Origin of the sequence: Actinomadura meyerae, from assembly GCF_900188445.1 — a bacterium.
Classification (GTDB): domain Bacteria; phylum Actinomycetota; class Actinomycetes; order Streptosporangiales; family Streptosporangiaceae; genus Spirillospora; species Spirillospora meyerae.
In genome coordinates this window covers 190,990-206,403 of the sequence record NZ_FZOR01000006.1, presented here as the reverse complement: position 1 = coordinate 206,403, position 15,414 = coordinate 190,990, and the positions used below count along the sequence as shown (strand labels likewise).

At 72.5% G+C, this 15,414-nt stretch carries 11 protein-coding genes and 1 riboswitch; of the genes, 7 read left to right on the top strand and 4 right to left on the bottom strand.

Features of this window, described 5'->3' with window-relative positions; translation table 11 throughout:
- Positions 1-82 precede the first annotated feature (82 nt).
- The 6 genes from CHF16_RS09350 to CHF16_RS09325 are packed head-to-tail and all read left to right on the top strand — an operon-like array spanning position 83 to position 7,829.
- Positions 83-2,572, top strand: coding sequence for an ATP-binding protein (locus CHF16_RS09350; RefSeq protein ID WP_089325603.1), 2,490 nt, complete (start codon positions 83-85; stop codon positions 2,570-2,572).
- Positions 2,569-4,947 carry a type IV secretion system protein gene (locus CHF16_RS41820; RefSeq protein WP_089325527.1) on the top strand — a complete coding sequence of 793 codons (2,379 nt, stop codon included), beginning with the start codon at positions 2,569-2,571 and terminating at the stop codon, positions 4,945-4,947. Before CHF16_RS09350 ends, CHF16_RS41820 begins: the two co-directional genes overlap by 4 nt.
- On the top strand, positions 4,947-5,585 hold the full coding sequence (locus CHF16_RS09340; protein WP_089325526.1) for a hypothetical protein: 639 nt from the start codon (positions 4,947-4,949) through the stop codon (positions 5,583-5,585). Before CHF16_RS41820 ends, CHF16_RS09340 begins: the two co-directional genes overlap by 1 nt.
- Complete coding sequence (locus CHF16_RS09335; RefSeq protein ID WP_089325525.1) at positions 5,582-6,646, top strand: C40 family peptidase; 1,065 nt, start codon at positions 5,582-5,584, stop codon at positions 6,644-6,646. The genes CHF16_RS09340 and CHF16_RS09335 overlap by 4 nt, the downstream gene beginning before the upstream one ends.
- A gap of 32 nt (positions 6,647-6,678) precedes the next feature.
- Positions 6,679-7,437, top strand: coding sequence for a Mut7-C RNAse domain-containing protein (locus CHF16_RS09330; RefSeq protein ID WP_089325524.1), 759 nt, complete (start codon positions 6,679-6,681; stop codon positions 7,435-7,437).
- Positions 7,438-7,442: 5 nt separating this feature from the next.
- Positions 7,443-7,829: a (deoxy)nucleoside triphosphate pyrophosphohydrolase gene (locus tag CHF16_RS09325; protein WP_089325602.1), complete on the top strand. Its 387-nt coding sequence runs from the start codon at positions 7,443-7,445 to the stop codon at positions 7,827-7,829.
- A 337-nt stretch (positions 7,830-8,166) separates the two neighbouring features.
- Here CHF16_RS09325 and CHF16_RS09320 read toward each other — a convergent pair whose 3' ends face one another.
- Positions 8,167-9,183 (bottom strand): C40 family peptidase, encoded by a 1,017-nt coding sequence (locus CHF16_RS09320; RefSeq protein ID WP_089325523.1) that lies wholly within the window; start codon positions 9,181-9,183, stop codon positions 8,167-8,169.
- 7 nt (positions 9,184-9,190) lie between these two features.
- A riboswitch (cyclic di-AMP (ydaO/yuaA leader) is annotated at positions 9,191-9,333 on the bottom strand.
- Positions 9,334-9,524: 191 nt separating this feature from the next.
- Between CHF16_RS09320 and typA the strand changes: the two genes are divergently transcribed.
- Positions 9,525-11,381, top strand: a complete 1,857-nt coding sequence (typA, locus tag CHF16_RS09315; RefSeq protein ID WP_089325522.1) for a translational GTPase TypA — start codon at positions 9,525-9,527, stop codon at positions 11,379-11,381.
- 78 nt (positions 11,382-11,459) lie between these two features.
- Here the strand turns inward: typA and CHF16_RS09310 are convergent, their stop codons facing one another.
- The 3 genes from CHF16_RS09310 to CHF16_RS09300 are packed head-to-tail and all read right to left on the bottom strand — an operon-like array spanning position 11,460 to position 15,378.
- Positions 11,460-12,767, bottom strand: a complete 1,308-nt coding sequence (locus CHF16_RS09310) for an FHA domain-containing protein (RefSeq protein WP_143227931.1) — start codon at positions 12,765-12,767, stop codon at positions 11,460-11,462.
- Positions 12,755-13,474, bottom strand: coding sequence for a 4Fe-4S single cluster domain-containing protein (locus CHF16_RS09305; protein WP_089325520.1), 720 nt, complete (start codon positions 13,472-13,474; stop codon positions 12,755-12,757). Before CHF16_RS09305 ends, CHF16_RS09310 begins: the two co-directional genes overlap by 13 nt.
- Positions 13,471-15,378 carry an AAA family ATPase gene (locus CHF16_RS09300; protein ID WP_089325601.1) on the bottom strand — a complete coding sequence of 636 codons (1,908 nt, stop codon included), beginning with the start codon at positions 15,376-15,378 and terminating at the stop codon, positions 13,471-13,473. The genes CHF16_RS09305 and CHF16_RS09300 overlap by 4 nt, the downstream gene beginning before the upstream one ends.
- Positions 15,379-15,414: the final 36 nt, after the last annotated feature.

The following is a 15,414-nucleotide window of genomic DNA, read 5'->3' as shown; positions in this document are numbered from 1 at the left end:
CCCGTCCGGGGCGGCCCGCGCGCGGCGGGCCGGTCGCGGCCGGGACGCGTTCACCGGTCGGGACCGAGGGCGGGAGGGCGGCATGAGCAAGTCCAGCCGGCTGGCCGTCCGGTACTTCGACGACCGGGTGCTGTTCACCGACAACGCCGCCTGGGCGTACTTCCGGCTCCCCACGGTGTCGTACGAGTTCACCACCGGTGAGGAGCGCGAGGCGCTCGCCACGAACATCACCATCGCGCTCGCGGGCATCCGGATGCAGGACGCCGAGATCCACCTGCGGATCGCGCACCGGACGTACCCGGCGGCCGAGTGGGCGCTCGCCCTGGACCGCACGTCCGACGGCGGCCCCGGATGGCGGGAGTACCTGGAGGAGACCTACGCGCACGTGTGGGCGAAGGACTTCTGGACCAAGGAGGTCTACCTCGGGGTGCGGCTCGGGCAGCGCGGGATGGGCGCCCAGCTGTCCGGCGGCGTCCTGGCGCAGCTGCTCGGGTTCTACAAGCGCAGCGAGAGCGTCCTCGGCGTGCACGACGACGCGATCGACAAGAAGGAGATCGCGCGCTGGACGGAGCAGGCCGAACGCGTCGGGCGTGCGCTCGGCGGGTCCGCCCTGTACGCCAGGCACGCCACCTCGACGGAGGTCGCGTGGCTGTTCCAGCACGCGGTGTCGGGGTCGCTGGCCGACCCGCCGCCGTCCGCCGTCCCGCGCCGGACGTGGGGCAAGGGCGAGATCGAGTCGCTGGTCGAGGGCGCCATCCACAACGGGCGCTCCTACCTGCGGATCGAGCAGCCGAACTTCACGGGCGCGGGCGGCAGCGCGACGGCCGCCTCCTACGTCGCGTACCTGTCGTTCGCCCGGTTCCCCGACATGATGCCGTTCCCGGACGGGGAGCCCTGGTTCCACTACGCCGACTCGCTGCCGTTCCCCGTCGAGATCAGCGCGCGGATGAAGCTGATCCCGCCGGCGAAGGCGTCCAAGGACGTCTCGCGCAAGCTCGCGCACGCCCGCGACATGGACCAGCACATCCGGGAGGCGGGCGCGGAGGCGCCGATCGCGCTCGCCGAGCAGATCGACGCGGCCCGGATGCTGGAGCACGGCATCACCAAGGAGCGGCTGCCGTTCGTGTACGGGTGGCACCGGCTGATCGTGTCCGCGCCGACGGAGGAGCTGCTCGCCCAGCGGGTGGACGCGGTCGTCGAGCACTACCGCGACATCGGCATCGACGTCGTCAACTCGACCGGCGACCAGTTCTCGCTGTTCCTGGAGTCGCTGCCCGGCGACCAGATCCGGCTGAACGCCTACGCGCAGCGGCAGCCGCTGCGCACGATCGCGGGCGGCATGCCGGTCGCGACCGTCGACCTCGGCGACCGGCCGGACGACGACCAGGAGGGCTGGATCGGCCCCTACATCGGCGAGACGCTCGGCCGGGCCCGGTCCATCGTGCACTTCGACCCGCTGGTCGCGGCGGCCCGCAACCGGCCCACCGCGGTCGCGATCACCGGCGAGCCGGGCGGCGGCAAGACGACGCTGGCGCTGCTGCTGATCTACCAGATGGCGCTGCGCGGCGTGACGATCGCGGCGATCGACCCGAAGGGCGACGCCGAGTCGCTCGTCGAGCTGCTCCGGGCGCGCGGCCGCAAGGCGCGCATCCTGCCGCTCGGCTCGGCGGCGCCCGGCCTGCTCGACCCGTTCTCGTTCGGCGACGACCTCGCCACGATGAAGACGATGGCGACCGAGACGCTGCGGCTGCTGCTGCCGCGGATGTCGGAGGAGCGCGAGTCCGCGATGATCCAGGCGGTCGGCGCGGTCGCCAACGCGGAGCGGCCCTCGCTCGGGCGCGTCGTCGACCATCTGGAGGCCGCGGAGGACCCCGCGTCCAAGAACCTCGGCGCGGTGCTCCGGTCGATGTCGGAGATGCGGCTCGCGCGGCTGTGCTTCGACCCGTCCGGCGGGGAGCGCATCGACACCGAGGGCTGGACGACCGTGTTCACGCTCGGCGGCCTGACGCTGCCCGACGTCGCCATCTCGCGGGAGGACTACTCCTACGAGCAGCGGCTGTCGGTGGCGCTGATGTACCTCGTGTCGCAGTTCGCGCGGCGGCTGATGCACGGCCTCGACCGGCGCCTGCCGAAGGCGATCTTCCTGGACGAGGCGTGGGCGATCACCTCGACTCCCGAGGGCGCGAAGCTGGTGCCGGAGGTGTCCCGCATGGGACGCTCCCGGAACACCGCCCTGATCCTGGTCTCCCAGAACGCGGGGGACCTGCTGAACGAACAGGTGACGAACTGCCTGTCATCGGTGTTCTCGTTCCGTTCCACCGAACGGGTCGAGGTCGGCAACGTCATGTCGCTGCTCGGCGTCGAGGCGTCCGACGAGCACAAGGCCGTGCTGCGCAACCTCGGCAACGGCGAATGCATCTTCCGTGACCTCGACGGCCGAGCGGGGCGCATCGGCGTCGACCTGATCTCCGAGGAACTGCAGCGTTGGCTGGACACCAACCCGACCCGGTCCCGTCCGGGCACGTCCGAACTCACCGCCGCGGGGGCCGAGGCCGAGGAGGTCACCCGATGAGGAGTCCCCGCCACGGGACGGCGCGACTGCAGCGCTCGCCCGGCGAAGGGCTCGACCGCGCCGTCCTCGACCGCTCCGGCCGCCGCCGGCGGCGCCGCCCGCTTCCGCGCACCCGCCGCTCGGTTCTGGTCATGCTGGTCGCGGCCATCTTCGTCGTCATCCTCTCGCCGATGGCGAGCGCCGGGCCGTTCTCCCCGAACAGCCCGTGCCGGCCGGCGGACAGCCCGGCGCCCGAGCAGTACGGGTCGGGCACCGACGGCCTGATCAAGCCACCGGACTACCCGAGCGAGAAGCTGCAGGGCACGCCGGTCGAGCAGCTGACGTACTACGACCGGTACGGCACGGCCGGGCAGACCTGGTACGCGGTCGACATGGACTGCTCGGACGCGATGGCCCTGATGGGCAACGCCCTCGCCAACACGACGTTCACCATCGTCCGGGCGATCGACCGGACGACGATCAGCGTCTACCAGGCGGCGGCGTCCGAGTCGCTGCTCGGCTGGCTGAAGGACACCGTCGACGGCGTCATCAGCAATATCGGCAAGACCTTCAACGCGCGGTACTGGTCGTGGGTGGTCATCCTCGGCGCGATGTGGCTCGCGTGGTGGGGGCTGGTCCGCAAGCGGGCCAGCAAGGTCACCGAGGGCGTGATCTGGATGGTCGCCGCGATGGTGGCGCTCGTCTGGCTGATCGCGCGGCCGGCGGACTTCACCACGCTCGGGACGAAGACGTCCGAGGCGACCAGCGCCGCGTTCAACGCGGCCCTGCCGCAGAGCGACACCAAGGGCGGGAGCTGCATACCGAGGCCGGACGGCAAGCCCGATCCGGCGACCTCCCAGAACCTCGACGCGACGACGCGCAACGCCAACGGGCTGTGGGTGGCGCTGGTCTGCAAGCCGTGGCTGCAGGGCGAGTTCGGCACCACCGACCCCAACGCGAAGATCGTCAAGGAGAACGCCGACAAGCTGCTGTGGTCGCAGGCCGTCGACCTGCCGGAGACCTACGGCGACAACAAGGTCGACCTCGGCAAGAAGGCCGACGCCTACAAGGACGTCACCAAGAACATCAAGGACAACTACCCGCAGTCCTATTCGCTGTTCCAGGGCAAGAACTGGCAGAACCGGCTCGCGGTCGCGTTCGGGGGGCTGTTCGCGGCGCTGGTCGCCGGGCTGCTCATCATGGTCATCGCGATCGCGCTGATCGTCGTGAAGATCGCGTTCCTGCTGCTGCTCGTCGCCGGGCCGATCTTCCTCGGGATCGGGATCCATCCCGGCATCGGGCGGGTCATCGCCGTCCGGTGGCTGGAACTGCTGCTGTCGATGCTGCTGAAGCAGGCGGCGCTGATCGGCGTGCTGTCGCTGCTGCTGTGGGCGTACAGCCTGATCCTCGGCGAGACGCTGCCATGGGGCCTGCAGGTCCTGCTCATCGCGCTGGTGACGTTCGCGGCGTTCATCTACCGCAAGCCGTTCCAGCACCTGTTCTCCGCGGTCGGGTACTCGGCCGTCGGGTCGCGGGAGAAGAGCGAGGCGCAGCTCAACAAGTCGGTCGCGGAGGCGCGGCGCAGCACCACCGGCGTCGCGGGCGCCGTCGTGCCCGGCGCGGCCGGCTACCGGCTGGCCCGGTGGGCGAAGGGCGAGGCGACGTCCGAGGCCGCCGCGGGCGCGCAGGGCGATGCCGCGCCGGGCACCGCGGTCGCCGTCGCCGACCGGCGCGCGGGTGCGGGCGCGGGCGAGGGCCCGTCGCCGGAGGAGGCACCGGTGCTCGCCGCGAAGCCGCGCGGCGCGGGCGGGGCGATCGCCGCCTCGCAGGGCCGGTCCCGCCGGGGCGCGCCGCCGCTGAACCTGCCGACCCGCGCGGGCGGCCCCGGTGACCGCGCGGCGGACGGCGGCGGGGCGGCCGCGTCCGGGCGTCCGGGCGGCGTCTCGGTCGCGAAGGGCGGCGGCGGAGCCGGTGCGGGCGCGGCGGCGGGCGGCGGCAAGCCGTCGTCCGGCACGGGCCCCGGCACCGGCACGGTCCGGCCGTCCTCCTGGTCGGGACGCGGCGGGTCCGGCGGAGGCGGCAACGGCGGTTCGGGCGGCGCAAGCGGCTCCGGCGGAGGCGGCGGCTGGCTCTCCGGCCGCGGCGCCTCCAACGGCGGCTCCGGCGGCAACGGCGGTTCCGGTGGTTCCGGAGGCGGCGCGCCCGCGGCGAACATCCCGCGGCAGCGCGGCGGCGCCGGAGGTTCCAGCGGCGCGGCACCGTCCGCGGGCCCGGGCGGCGGGCAGCAGCCGCCGCCCCTGTGGGGCGGCCGGCGCGGCTCCGCGGACGGCCCGCCGATCCCGTTCTGGCTGCGCCCGGTGGACCGCCCGTCCGGTGAGCCGGAACGGGACGAGTGATGAACCTGAACGACCGCCGGCGCAAGCTTCTGTTCGCGGGGCTCGTGGTGGCGCTCGCCGCCGTCGGCATCTACCTGACGGTCGCGGCGCCCGAGCACGGCGACGACCGGCCGGAGGCGCGGCCGAGCGCCGCGCCCACGGCCGGTCCGCAGGGCCCGCAGTCCCCGCCGCCCGGCATCCAGAACGCCGTGGACCCGAACGAGTTCGACATCTACCGGCTGCTGCCGTTCTCCCGGCAGGAGTTCGCCACGGCGGCGGACATGGCCCAGCGGTTCGTCGCCGCCTACGAGACGTACCGCTTCGACGAGACCCCCGACGCCTACATGGGGCGCCTCGCCGGCCTGACCACCGACGACCTGCGGCAGCGCCTCGGCCGGGACGCGGGCACGCCCGGCCTGCTTGAGGAGCGCCGCCGCGAGCAGGTCGTCGCGCAGGGGTCGGCGTCCCTCGACCAGGTCCGCAACATCGAGGACAACTCGCTCATCTTCCTCGTGACGGGGCGGCAGCAGCTCACCAAGGGCGGCAAGCGCAGCAGCACGAGCCGGCAGTACGCGGTGACGGTCGCGCGGGACGGCGGGGCGCTGAAGGTGTACGCGTTCCAGCCGGCCGGCACCGGGCAGGCGGGTGACACCGGATGAGCCCGCGCCGGTTGCTGCTCGCCGGCGCGCTCGGCGTCGCCGCGGTCATGTTCGTCGCCCTGGTGTTCGTCCCCATCCTGTTCGGTGCCAGCCAGTTCATGTTCGGCGGCGGGGTCGGCGCCGGCGACTGCGTGGACGTCGCCGGGGCGGACGCGCAGCCCGCCGCCGCGAACGACGCGCGGGCCGTCCCGGCGGACTACCTGAAGCTCTACCAGGAGGCCGGGAAGAAGTACGGCATCCCCTGGAACGTGCTGGCGGGCATCGGCAAGGTCGAGACCGACCACGGCCGCTCGAAGCTGCCCGGCGTCAGCAGCGGGGAGAACTACGCGGGCGCCGGCGGGCCGATGCAGTTCCTGAAGGCCACCTTCGACGCGTTCGGAGTCGACGGGAACAAGGACGGTCGCAAGGACCGCTACGACCCGGCGGACGCGATCCCCTCCGCGGCCGCCTACCTCAAGCACAACGGCGCCCCGCAGCGGATGCGGACCGCGATCTTCCAGTACAACCACTCGTCCGACTACGTCGACCTCGTCCTCGACTGGGCTAAGCGCTATGTCGGCGGCGATTTCAAGGTCGTCCAGGCGAACGGCGTCAACTGCGGGGACAACGAGCTCCCCGCCAACGTCGGCGCGCTCGTCCAGAAGATCATCGAGTTCGCGATGGCGCAGCGCGGCAAGCCGTACGTGTTCGGCGCGAACGGCCCGGACGCCTGGGACTGCTCCAGCCTCCTCCAGGCCGCCTACCGGCAGGTCGGCCTGGACATCCCGCGCACCACGTTCGAGCAGTGGCCGTTCGGCGTGAAGATCGCCAAGGGCCGGGAGCAGCCGGGCGACCTGGTGTTCTTCAACTCGGGCCCGGGGACGTCGGCGAACAACCCCGGCCATGTCGGGATGGTCATCGGCAAGGGCAAGATGATCGTGGCGAGCTGCTCGACGTGCGTGCCCGCCATCGGCGTGAAGTCGTACAAGCGGTCGGACTGGGTCGGCGTGACCCGCCCGCTCGCGCGCCCCGACTTCAAGAAGAAGGTCGGCGAGCTCGCCGCCCCGCGGCCCGCCGGCTGATAATCCGAAGAAGATCACCGGGCTCGCGTGGCATGCTGATCGGCGTGGAGCCCGAGACGACGATCAGCGTGGCCGACGAGCTGCTGATGTTCCTGCCCGCCGCCCGGCGGCGGACCGCGAACCGGGTGCCCTGCGACGGGACGTCCACGCTCGGGCACCTCGTGGAGTCGCTCGGCGTGCCGCTGCCCGAGGCCGGACCGATCACCGTCAACGGCGCTCCGGCCGACCCGTCCGCCCGGCCTGCCCCGGGCGACGAGGTGCGGGTGGCGGCGGTGCCGCGCCCCCAGCCCGTCCCGCTGGAGCCGGGCCAGGACGCGCCGCGCTTCCTGCTGGACGTGCACCTCGGCACGCTCGCGCGGCGGATGCGCCTCATCGGCCTCGACACCGCTTACCACAACGACATGGACGACCCGGCCCTCGTCGTCCAGGCCAACGCCGAGCGCCGCGTCCTGCTGACCCAGGACCGGGGCCTGCTGCGCCGCCGCGCCCTGTGGTTCGGCGCCTACGTCCGCGGCGCCCGCCCGGACGACCAGCTCCGCGACCTCCTCGACCGGTTCGCGCCCGTCCTGCGCCCGTGGACGCGCTGCACCGCCTGCAACGGCGTGCTGGTCCCGGTCGACAAGACCGAGGTCGAGGACGGCCTGGAGGCGGGGACGCGCCGCAGCTACGACGTCTACGGCCGCTGTGCGGACTGCGGCCAGGTCTATTGGCGCGGCGCGCACGGCGACCATCTGGAGGAGATCGTCCGGGAGTCGAGGCGGCTGGTCGACACCGTACGGGAGAGGAGCTGATCGCGATCGACCTCGTGGTGGTGGGTGCGGCGATCATCGCGGACGGCCGGCTGCTGACCGCGCAGCGGGCGGAGCCGGAGCACATGGCCGGCGGCTGGGAGCTGCCCGGGGGCAAGGTCGACCCGGGGGAGTCCGACGAGGACGCCCTGGTCCGCGAGTGCGCCGAGGAACTGGCGATCGAGGTCCGGCTGGGCCGCCGGATCGGCGGCGACTGGCGCCTCAGCGACCGCGCCGTCCTGCGCGTCTGGACGGCCGAGATCGTCCAGGGCGCCCCGCAGCTCCTCGAACACCTGGCCTTCCGCTGGCTGGCCCCCCACGAGCTCTACGACGTGGCCTGGCTCCCAGGCGACCGCCCCGTCATAGACGCCATAGCCGAAGCCAACCTGATCTAGCCCGACCCTCACACGACCCCTGCCAGATCACCGCACACCGGCCGGCGCAGCACCATGCGCAAGGCGAGAGGCACACGTCCGTAAGCCCAGGTTGCGGGAAGCGCCACGTTGCGATCGCGTGCGAAGCCAGGTTCGAGCGAAGCAAGAACCTGATCGCGAAGCGAGCCGCGAGGCGAGCCGAAGCGATGCAGCGATCGCCGTTCTGCCCGTGGAAGAAAGGCGCGCCAGCGCCGACCGCCGAGGGCAGAACAATGAAAACGCCGGGGGCTTCCTACCGCGCCGCAGGAAGCCCCCGACGACTGAGGGGGCCGCTCAGCGCGGCCCGCGGGGGGAAGGGTCAGGAGATGCGGTTGGCGCCCGCGTAGTCGGACCGTTCCGACAGCTTGGAGATCTTCACCACGTCGCCGGTGCGCGGCGCGTGCAGGTACTTGCCGTCGCTGAGGTAAATGCCCATGTGGTGGAGGTTGCCGCCGAAGTAGACGAGGTCGCCGGAGCGCAGCTGGTCGCGGGAGACCTTGGTGCCGAGCTGGTACAGGTCGCCGGTGTAGTGCGGGAGGCCGGGCTTGCCGACCTGGGCGTAGGCCCAGACGACGAGGCCGGAGCAGTCGAAGCTGCTCGGCCCGGCGGCGGCCCACACGTAGGGGGAGCCGAGCTTGCCGTAGGCCTTGCGGGCCATCTTGGCGGGCAGGTCCGAGCCCTTGATGGTGGCGCTGAGGCCGGTGCGGGGGTCGCTGGCGCGCGTGGTGGACAGCTTGTCGAGGCGCTTCATCACCTCGGTGACCTTGGCCTTGGCCTCGGACCGCGCCTTCTTGGCGTCCTCCCAGGCCTTCTTGACCTGTGCGGTCTTGGCCTTGGCGTCGCGCTCGGCGGCCTCGGCCTGGTCGATCTGCTTCTGCAGGGCCCGGACGGCGTACGCCTGGTTCTGGACGAGGTAGGCGCTGTCGGACAGCCCGTCGGGGGAGCCGGTGGCGCCGAACAGCGCGTCGGGGGAGCCGGCGATGTAGGTGGCGGCGGCCATCCGGCCGAGGCGCTCGCGGGCGGGCGCGGCCTGGGCCCGCAGCGTCTGCGCGGTCTTGGCGGCGTCCTGCTCGGCCTTCCGCGCGGCCTTCAGGTCGACGCGGGTCTTGTTGTACTTCTCGGTGAGGATCTCGGCCTCTTCGCTCAGCGCGTCGAGGCTCTTGCGCAGGCCCTTCTCCGTGGTCGGAGTGGGGCTCGGCGCGGCGGCCGCGGCGGCGAGGCCGAGGGGGGCGGCGTGCGCGGCGACGGGCGCCGTGGCGCCGAGGCCGACCAGGAGCAGGGCCGCCGCGGTGGCGGCGGGCGTGACGCGACGCCGCCGGTGGGGATCCGGTGCCAAGCCGGTGCTCTCCTCTCCACGCACGCCTACCGGGTTAGCTGACGGGTTCGGGCCAGGAGTCGCCCTACGGCGCGCGCGGCGCGCCGATTCACCCCGGGGGTGTGGGTCCCCGGCTCTCCCGCGGCGCGGGAGATTCGGCGTTCCGGTCGCAGCCCCTGGGGGTGGGACTCCGGACGACCGGGTCTCGGGAAGATTACAAAGGATCGGCAAAGATGGCCAATCGGGCGGCGCGCGGGCCGATGCGGGGCGCTCGGGAATGCGGGACGGGTCGCGGAGCGTAGAATGGAGTGCTGCCGTGTCTCTGCGGCGACTCTCCTGAAACCTCACGCAAGGTAACCCGCATGCCCATCTCCACGCGCGACGACCTCCGGAACGTCGCGATCGTCGCCCACGTCGACCACGGAAAGACGACGCTGGTCGACGCCATGCTCTGGCAGTCCGGGGCCTTCCGCGAGAACCAGGACGTCGACGACCGGGTCATGGACTCCAACGACCTGGAACGCGAGAAGGGCATCACCATTCTCGCGAAGAACACCGCGGTCAAGCACAACGGGCTGACGATCAACATCATCGACACCCCGGGCCACGCCGACTTCGGCGGCGAGGTCGAGCGGGGGCTGTCCATGGTGGACGGCGTCGTCCTGCTGGTGGACGCCAGCGAGGGCCCCCTCCCGCAGACCCGGTTCGTGCTGCGCAAGGCGCTCGCCGCGCGGCTCCCGGTGATCCTGGTGGTGAACAAGACCGACCGCCCGGACGCCCGCATCGACGAGGTCGTGGACGAGACCTACGAGCTGTTCATGGACCTCGACGCCGACGAGGACCAGATCGACTTCCCGATCGTGTACGCGTCGGGCCGGGCCGGGCGCGCCTCGCTCGACAAGCCCGCCGACGGCGCGATGCCGGACAGCGCGGACCTCGAACCGCTGTTCAAGGTCATCACCGAGACGATCCCGGCGCCGTCCTACGACCCGGACGCGCCGCTCCAGGCGCACGTCACGAACCTGGACGCCTCCAGCTACCTCGGCCGGATCGCGCTGTGCCGGATGCACGCCGGGACGATCAAGAAGGGCCAGCAGGTCGCCTGGTGCCGGCACGACGGCAGCATCGAGCGGGTGAAGATCACCGAGCTGCTGATGACGGACGCGCTCACCCGCAAGCCCGCCGACGAGGCCGGGCCCGGCGACATCATCGCGATCGCCGGCATCCCGGAGATCATGATCGGCGACACCATCGCCGACCCGGACGACCCGCGCCCGCTGCCGCTGATCACGGTGGACGAGCCGGCGATCTCGATGACGATCGGCACCAACACCGGGCCGATGGCGGGCCGCGAGAAGGGCACCAAGGTCACCGCGCGGATGGTCAAGGACCGGCTCGACCGCGAGCTGGTCGGCAACGTGTCGATCAAGGTGCTGCCGACCGAGCGGCCGGACGCCTGGGAGGTGCAGGGCCGCGGCGAGCTGGCCCTCGCGATCCTCGTCGAGAACATGCGCCGCGAGGGCTACGAGCTGACCGTCGGCAAGCCGCAGGTCGTCACCCGCGACATCGACGGCAAGCGGCACGAGCCGGTCGAGCGGCTCACCGTGGACATCCCCGAGGAGCACCTCGGCGCGGTCACGCAGCTGATGGCGGTCCGCAAGGGCCGCATGGAGCACATGACCAACCACGGCACCGGCTGGATCCGGATGGAGTTCCTCGTCCCGGCCCGCGGCCTGATCGGGTTCCGCACCGAGTTCATGACCGAGACGCGCGGCACGGGCATGGCGCACCACGTCTTCGAGGGCTACGAGCCCTGGTTCGGTGAGCTGCGCACCCGCCCGTCGGGGTCGCTGGTCGCCGACCGCGCCGGCGCCGCCACCGCCTACGCGATCACGAACCTGCAGGAGCGCGGCACGTTCTTCGTCGGGCCGACCACCGAGGTGTACGAGGGCATGATCGTCGGGGAGAACTCCCGCGCCGACGACATGGACGTCAACATCACCAAGGAGAAGAAGCTCACGAACATGCGGTCGTCCACCGGCGACGAGCTGGAGCGGCTCACCCCGCCCCGGATCCTGTCGCTGGAGGAGGCGCTGGAGTTCTGCCGCGAGGACGAGTGCGTCGAGGTGACGCCCGCGAACGTCCGGATCCGCAAGGTCGTGCTGGACGCCAAGGAGCGCGAGCGGCAGCGCGCCCGCACCAAGCGCGCCGCCGGCTGAGCCGGCCGGCCCCCACGCGACAGAAGGACGGCCCCGCGGTTCTCGGAACCGCGGGGCCGTCCTTCTTTCTTGCTCAGTTCACTTCAGCTGGACGGTCCCGGTGACGTCGGCGGCCAGGCGGAGCTGGTCGCCGTCGCGCAGGGGCGCCTCCACGCCGCGGGGGAGCCGCTCGCCGTTGACGAACGTCCCGTTGGTGGAGCCCTCGTCCCGGACCCAGGCGGTGCCGGACGGGTCGAGCCAGACCGTCGAGTGGCGCCGCGACACGTTGTCGTACTGCGTGAACGTGGCCGCCACCGGCGACTGCCCGGCGTCCCGGCCGAGCACCAGGTGCTGGCCGACGGACACCTTCAGCTCGCCCGTGGGGAACTGGACGCGCAGGACGGGCGTGCCCTGCTTCGGCAGGGGCCGGAGGCACGAGTCGCACTGCGCGGCGCCCGGGTTGCTCAGCACCGCCTCGCAGTACGGGCACATGAACGCCGTGCTGTCGGGGGCGGGGGGACGCTGGCCCTGATCGTGCGGCAGCAGCGTCGCCTCACGGCCGTGCGGAGGCAGCGGCGGCTGGCCCCCGTGCTGCGGCCCGCCGGGGGGCCCTCCGAGCGGGGGGCCGCCGTGCTGCGGGGCGCCGTGCTGGGGGCCGCCGAGCGGCGGCTGCCCGTGCGGCTGCGGCGGGCCGAACTGGTGGTCGGCCGGCTGCGGCGGGCCGTACTGGTCCTGCTGCGGTGCGCCGCCGCCGTACTGGTCCTGGGGCGCCCCGTACTGGTCCTGGGGAGCGCCGTACTGGTCCTGCGGGGGCGCGCCGTACTGGTCCTGAGGGGCCCCGTACCCGCCCTGCGGAGCGCCGTACTGGTCCTGGGGGGCCTGGTACTGCTGCTCGCGCTGCTGGTACTGGTCGGACGGCGGCTGCGGCGGGCCCCACTGGTCCTGGGGCTGCTGCGGCTGCTGGGGCATGCCCCACGGGTCCGCGGGCTGCTGCCCGGGAGCCTGGCCGCCGTGCGGGGGACCGCCCTGCGGACCTCCCTGCGGGGGAGCGCCGTGCTGAGGCTGCCCGTACTGGCCGGGCGACTGCTGGGGCCCGGGCGGCGGGCCCCACTGGTCCGGTTGCGGCGGCTGCGGCGGGCCCCACTGGTCGGGCTGCTGCTGCCCGCCGGGCGGGCCCGGCTGCTGCTGCCCGTACGGATCGTGCGGCTGCGGCGCGCCGTACTGCGGCTGGCCGTGCTGCGGGCCACCGCCGTACTGGCCGCCCGGCGGCTGCTGGTCGTCGTACCCGCCCGGCCCCTGCCGGTGGGCGCCGCCCCCGCCGCGCGCCAGGTTGGCCCCGCAGTTCATGCAGAGCAGGTCGCCCTGCTGGTGCGGCTCACCGCAGACAGGACAGTTCAAGGTCGCCATGACACATCCCCCGAGCGCACCCCGGCGCGGTCGAGCCTCGACGTCAGGTGCTCCATGTCACCCCTTCGCGGGATCCCGATGTAGTACACCCGCCTTCCCTCCGGCCCTTCGTCCACGGACACCTGCACTCGGGGCCCTGTTCCTTCTCCAGTGTTCCCGACGTCGGCCAGTGCCCCGTACCGCCGCCGTCCGAGCGGAGACAGCGGGACGACGCGCTGGTTGGCCGACCCCCTCCAGAGTAGGGAGCCGTCGCCGGAGTGTCGCCCCCCCGGATTGAGCCGGTCGACGTACGGTCCGGTGATCACCGCGTCGCAGAGGTCCAGGATCGCGCGCGTCGCACCGCCTCGGCAGAGCCGAGAGTAGACATATCCGCTGTATACCAATATGTCCAACGCAATCGTCTCACGGTCGAGGGTGTCCCGCCACGCGTGGATACCGCGCAGCAGGGCCCCCAGCGCGGCCGGCTGCTGGAACGGCTCACCACCGGAAATGGTGATCCCGTCGACCGGTCCGGGCAGGGACGCGAGCCATCCTAAAACGGTCTCGACGGGCACCGCGCGGCGCGGGTCGGCGTCCCAGGTGTCCCGCGACAGGCAGCCGTGGCAGTGCAGCGTGCAGCCCTGCGTCCAGATGCCCGCGCGGACACCGGGGCCGAGTGTGGTCACGGGGTAGTGCGCCTTGGCGAGGAGCAGCTTCTCGCCGGTCATTGGAGGTCCAGATGGACGATGCTTCCCTCGCGCCGGATCGCCGTCACGGTGACCTTCTCGTCCGGTACGAGCTCCCGGTCGAACAGCGCGCGCGCCAGCGGGTTGACGAAGTGCGACTCCAGCGCCATGCCGATGCCGCGCCCGCCCTTGTCGAGCTCCTCGGTGCACCACTCGCGAAGCGTCGCCAGTGCGTCGCCCTTCACCGTCAGGGAGAGCCGGTGCTCCTCGGCGACCCGGCGGCAGATGTTGGCGAACTGGAGGTCGAAGATCTTGTGCGCGGCCTCGGCGGAGATGAAGTCGAACACCACGATGTTGTCGCCGAACCGGTTGAGCAGCTCCGGCCGGTTGAGCACCTCGGTGAAATGGTCGGCGACCGCGCCCTTGATCCGCTGCTCGACCTCGTCGTAGGGCATCCCCGGTGTGATGTTCTGCACACGGTCGGCCGGGGCCAGAGGGAACGCGTCCCGGGTGGTGAGGTCCCGCCCCGGGACGTACATCCCGAGGTTCGAGGTGAAGATCAGGATCGACTCGGAGAAGTGCACGGTGTTGCCGCGGCCGTCGGTGAGCCGGCCGTCCTCCAGGATCTGCAGGAACTTGTCCAGGATCCGCGGGTGCGCTTTCTCGATTTCGTCGAAGAGGATGACGCGGAACGGGTCCTCCCGGACGGCGTTGGTCAGCTCCCCGCCCGCCTCGTGCCCGACGTAGCCGGGCGGCGAGCCGATCAGCCGGTCGCCGGACCCCTCGCCGGAGAACTCGCTCATGTCGAAGCGCAGGTAGGCGGACTCGTCCCCGAACACCAGCTCGGTGATCGACTTCGCCAGCTCCGTCTTGCCGGTGCCGGTCGGGCCGGCGAAGAACAGCACGCCGCGCGGCCGGCTGCCGGACCGGGTCGCCTGCGCCCCCGACAGGCCCAGCACGGCCCGCTTCAGGATGTCGAGGGTCTTGGTGACGGCCTGCGGCTGCCCGATCACCCGCTCCGGGACGCGCTTCTCGCCCTCCAGCACCCGACGGCGCAGATGGCCGCGGCTCCACGGGTTGTCGAGCACGCCGAGCTTGTACGTGCGCACCGCGTCCGGCAGGTCCGCGAGATCGACGTTGCGCTCCTTCGCCAGCCGGGTCACCTCGATCATCGACTGCAGGGTCAGCCCGTCGGCCTGCTCGGCGAACGCGTCGCAGGCCGCCGCGGCGGCCTCGTCCGCGCCGATGTCGGTGACCCCGAACGCGCGGGCCAGCAGCCGCGCCGTCTCCTGCCGGTCGCCGAGGTGCGGCCGCGGGATCGTGATCTCGCGGATGTTCTCGTTGTCGGCGGTCAGCCACGGCGGCAGGTCGCCGGGCCGCTCCACCAGCCACAGGATGGGGTTGTAGAGCGGCTTCGGCCGCGGCCCGCTCACCCGGACCGGCCGAGCGCTGCGCGACAGCTTCGCGCAGAACCGGAAGAAGTCGCGCTCGGCGGGCTCCAGGTCGGTGGGCGTGCGGGCGATCCGGGACGCCGAGTCGATCACGAACGCGGCGCGGACGTCCTCCTTGGGCCGGGCCACCGCCGCCAGGTACCGGGTCAGCCCCTCCAGCGACGGCTTGTCGTCCGCCTTGATCTTGCCGAGCAGCCGCTCGGCCGCGCGCATCGAGTCCTCGTCGGCGGCGCCGGGGATGATCTGCAGCCCGTCCACCGGGTCGTAGACGGCCATGAAGGACGCGCCGCTGGAGCGCAGCGCCTCCCACAGCAGGGCGCGCAGCGGGAGCAGCCCCGTCGGCGCGCCGCCCTCCGCCGGCGGGGTGAGGAAGCTGTCGTGCAGGTTCCCCGACAGCACGTACTGGGAGTGCACGGAGAGGGTCGCGTCGAGCTCGCGGATGAACGGCGGCCAGCCCAGCAGCCGGCCGCCGAGAGTCGGCGAATCAATGCTCATGTTCTGGTGCGCCCCCACTCCGTTCCAGGCCCCCGG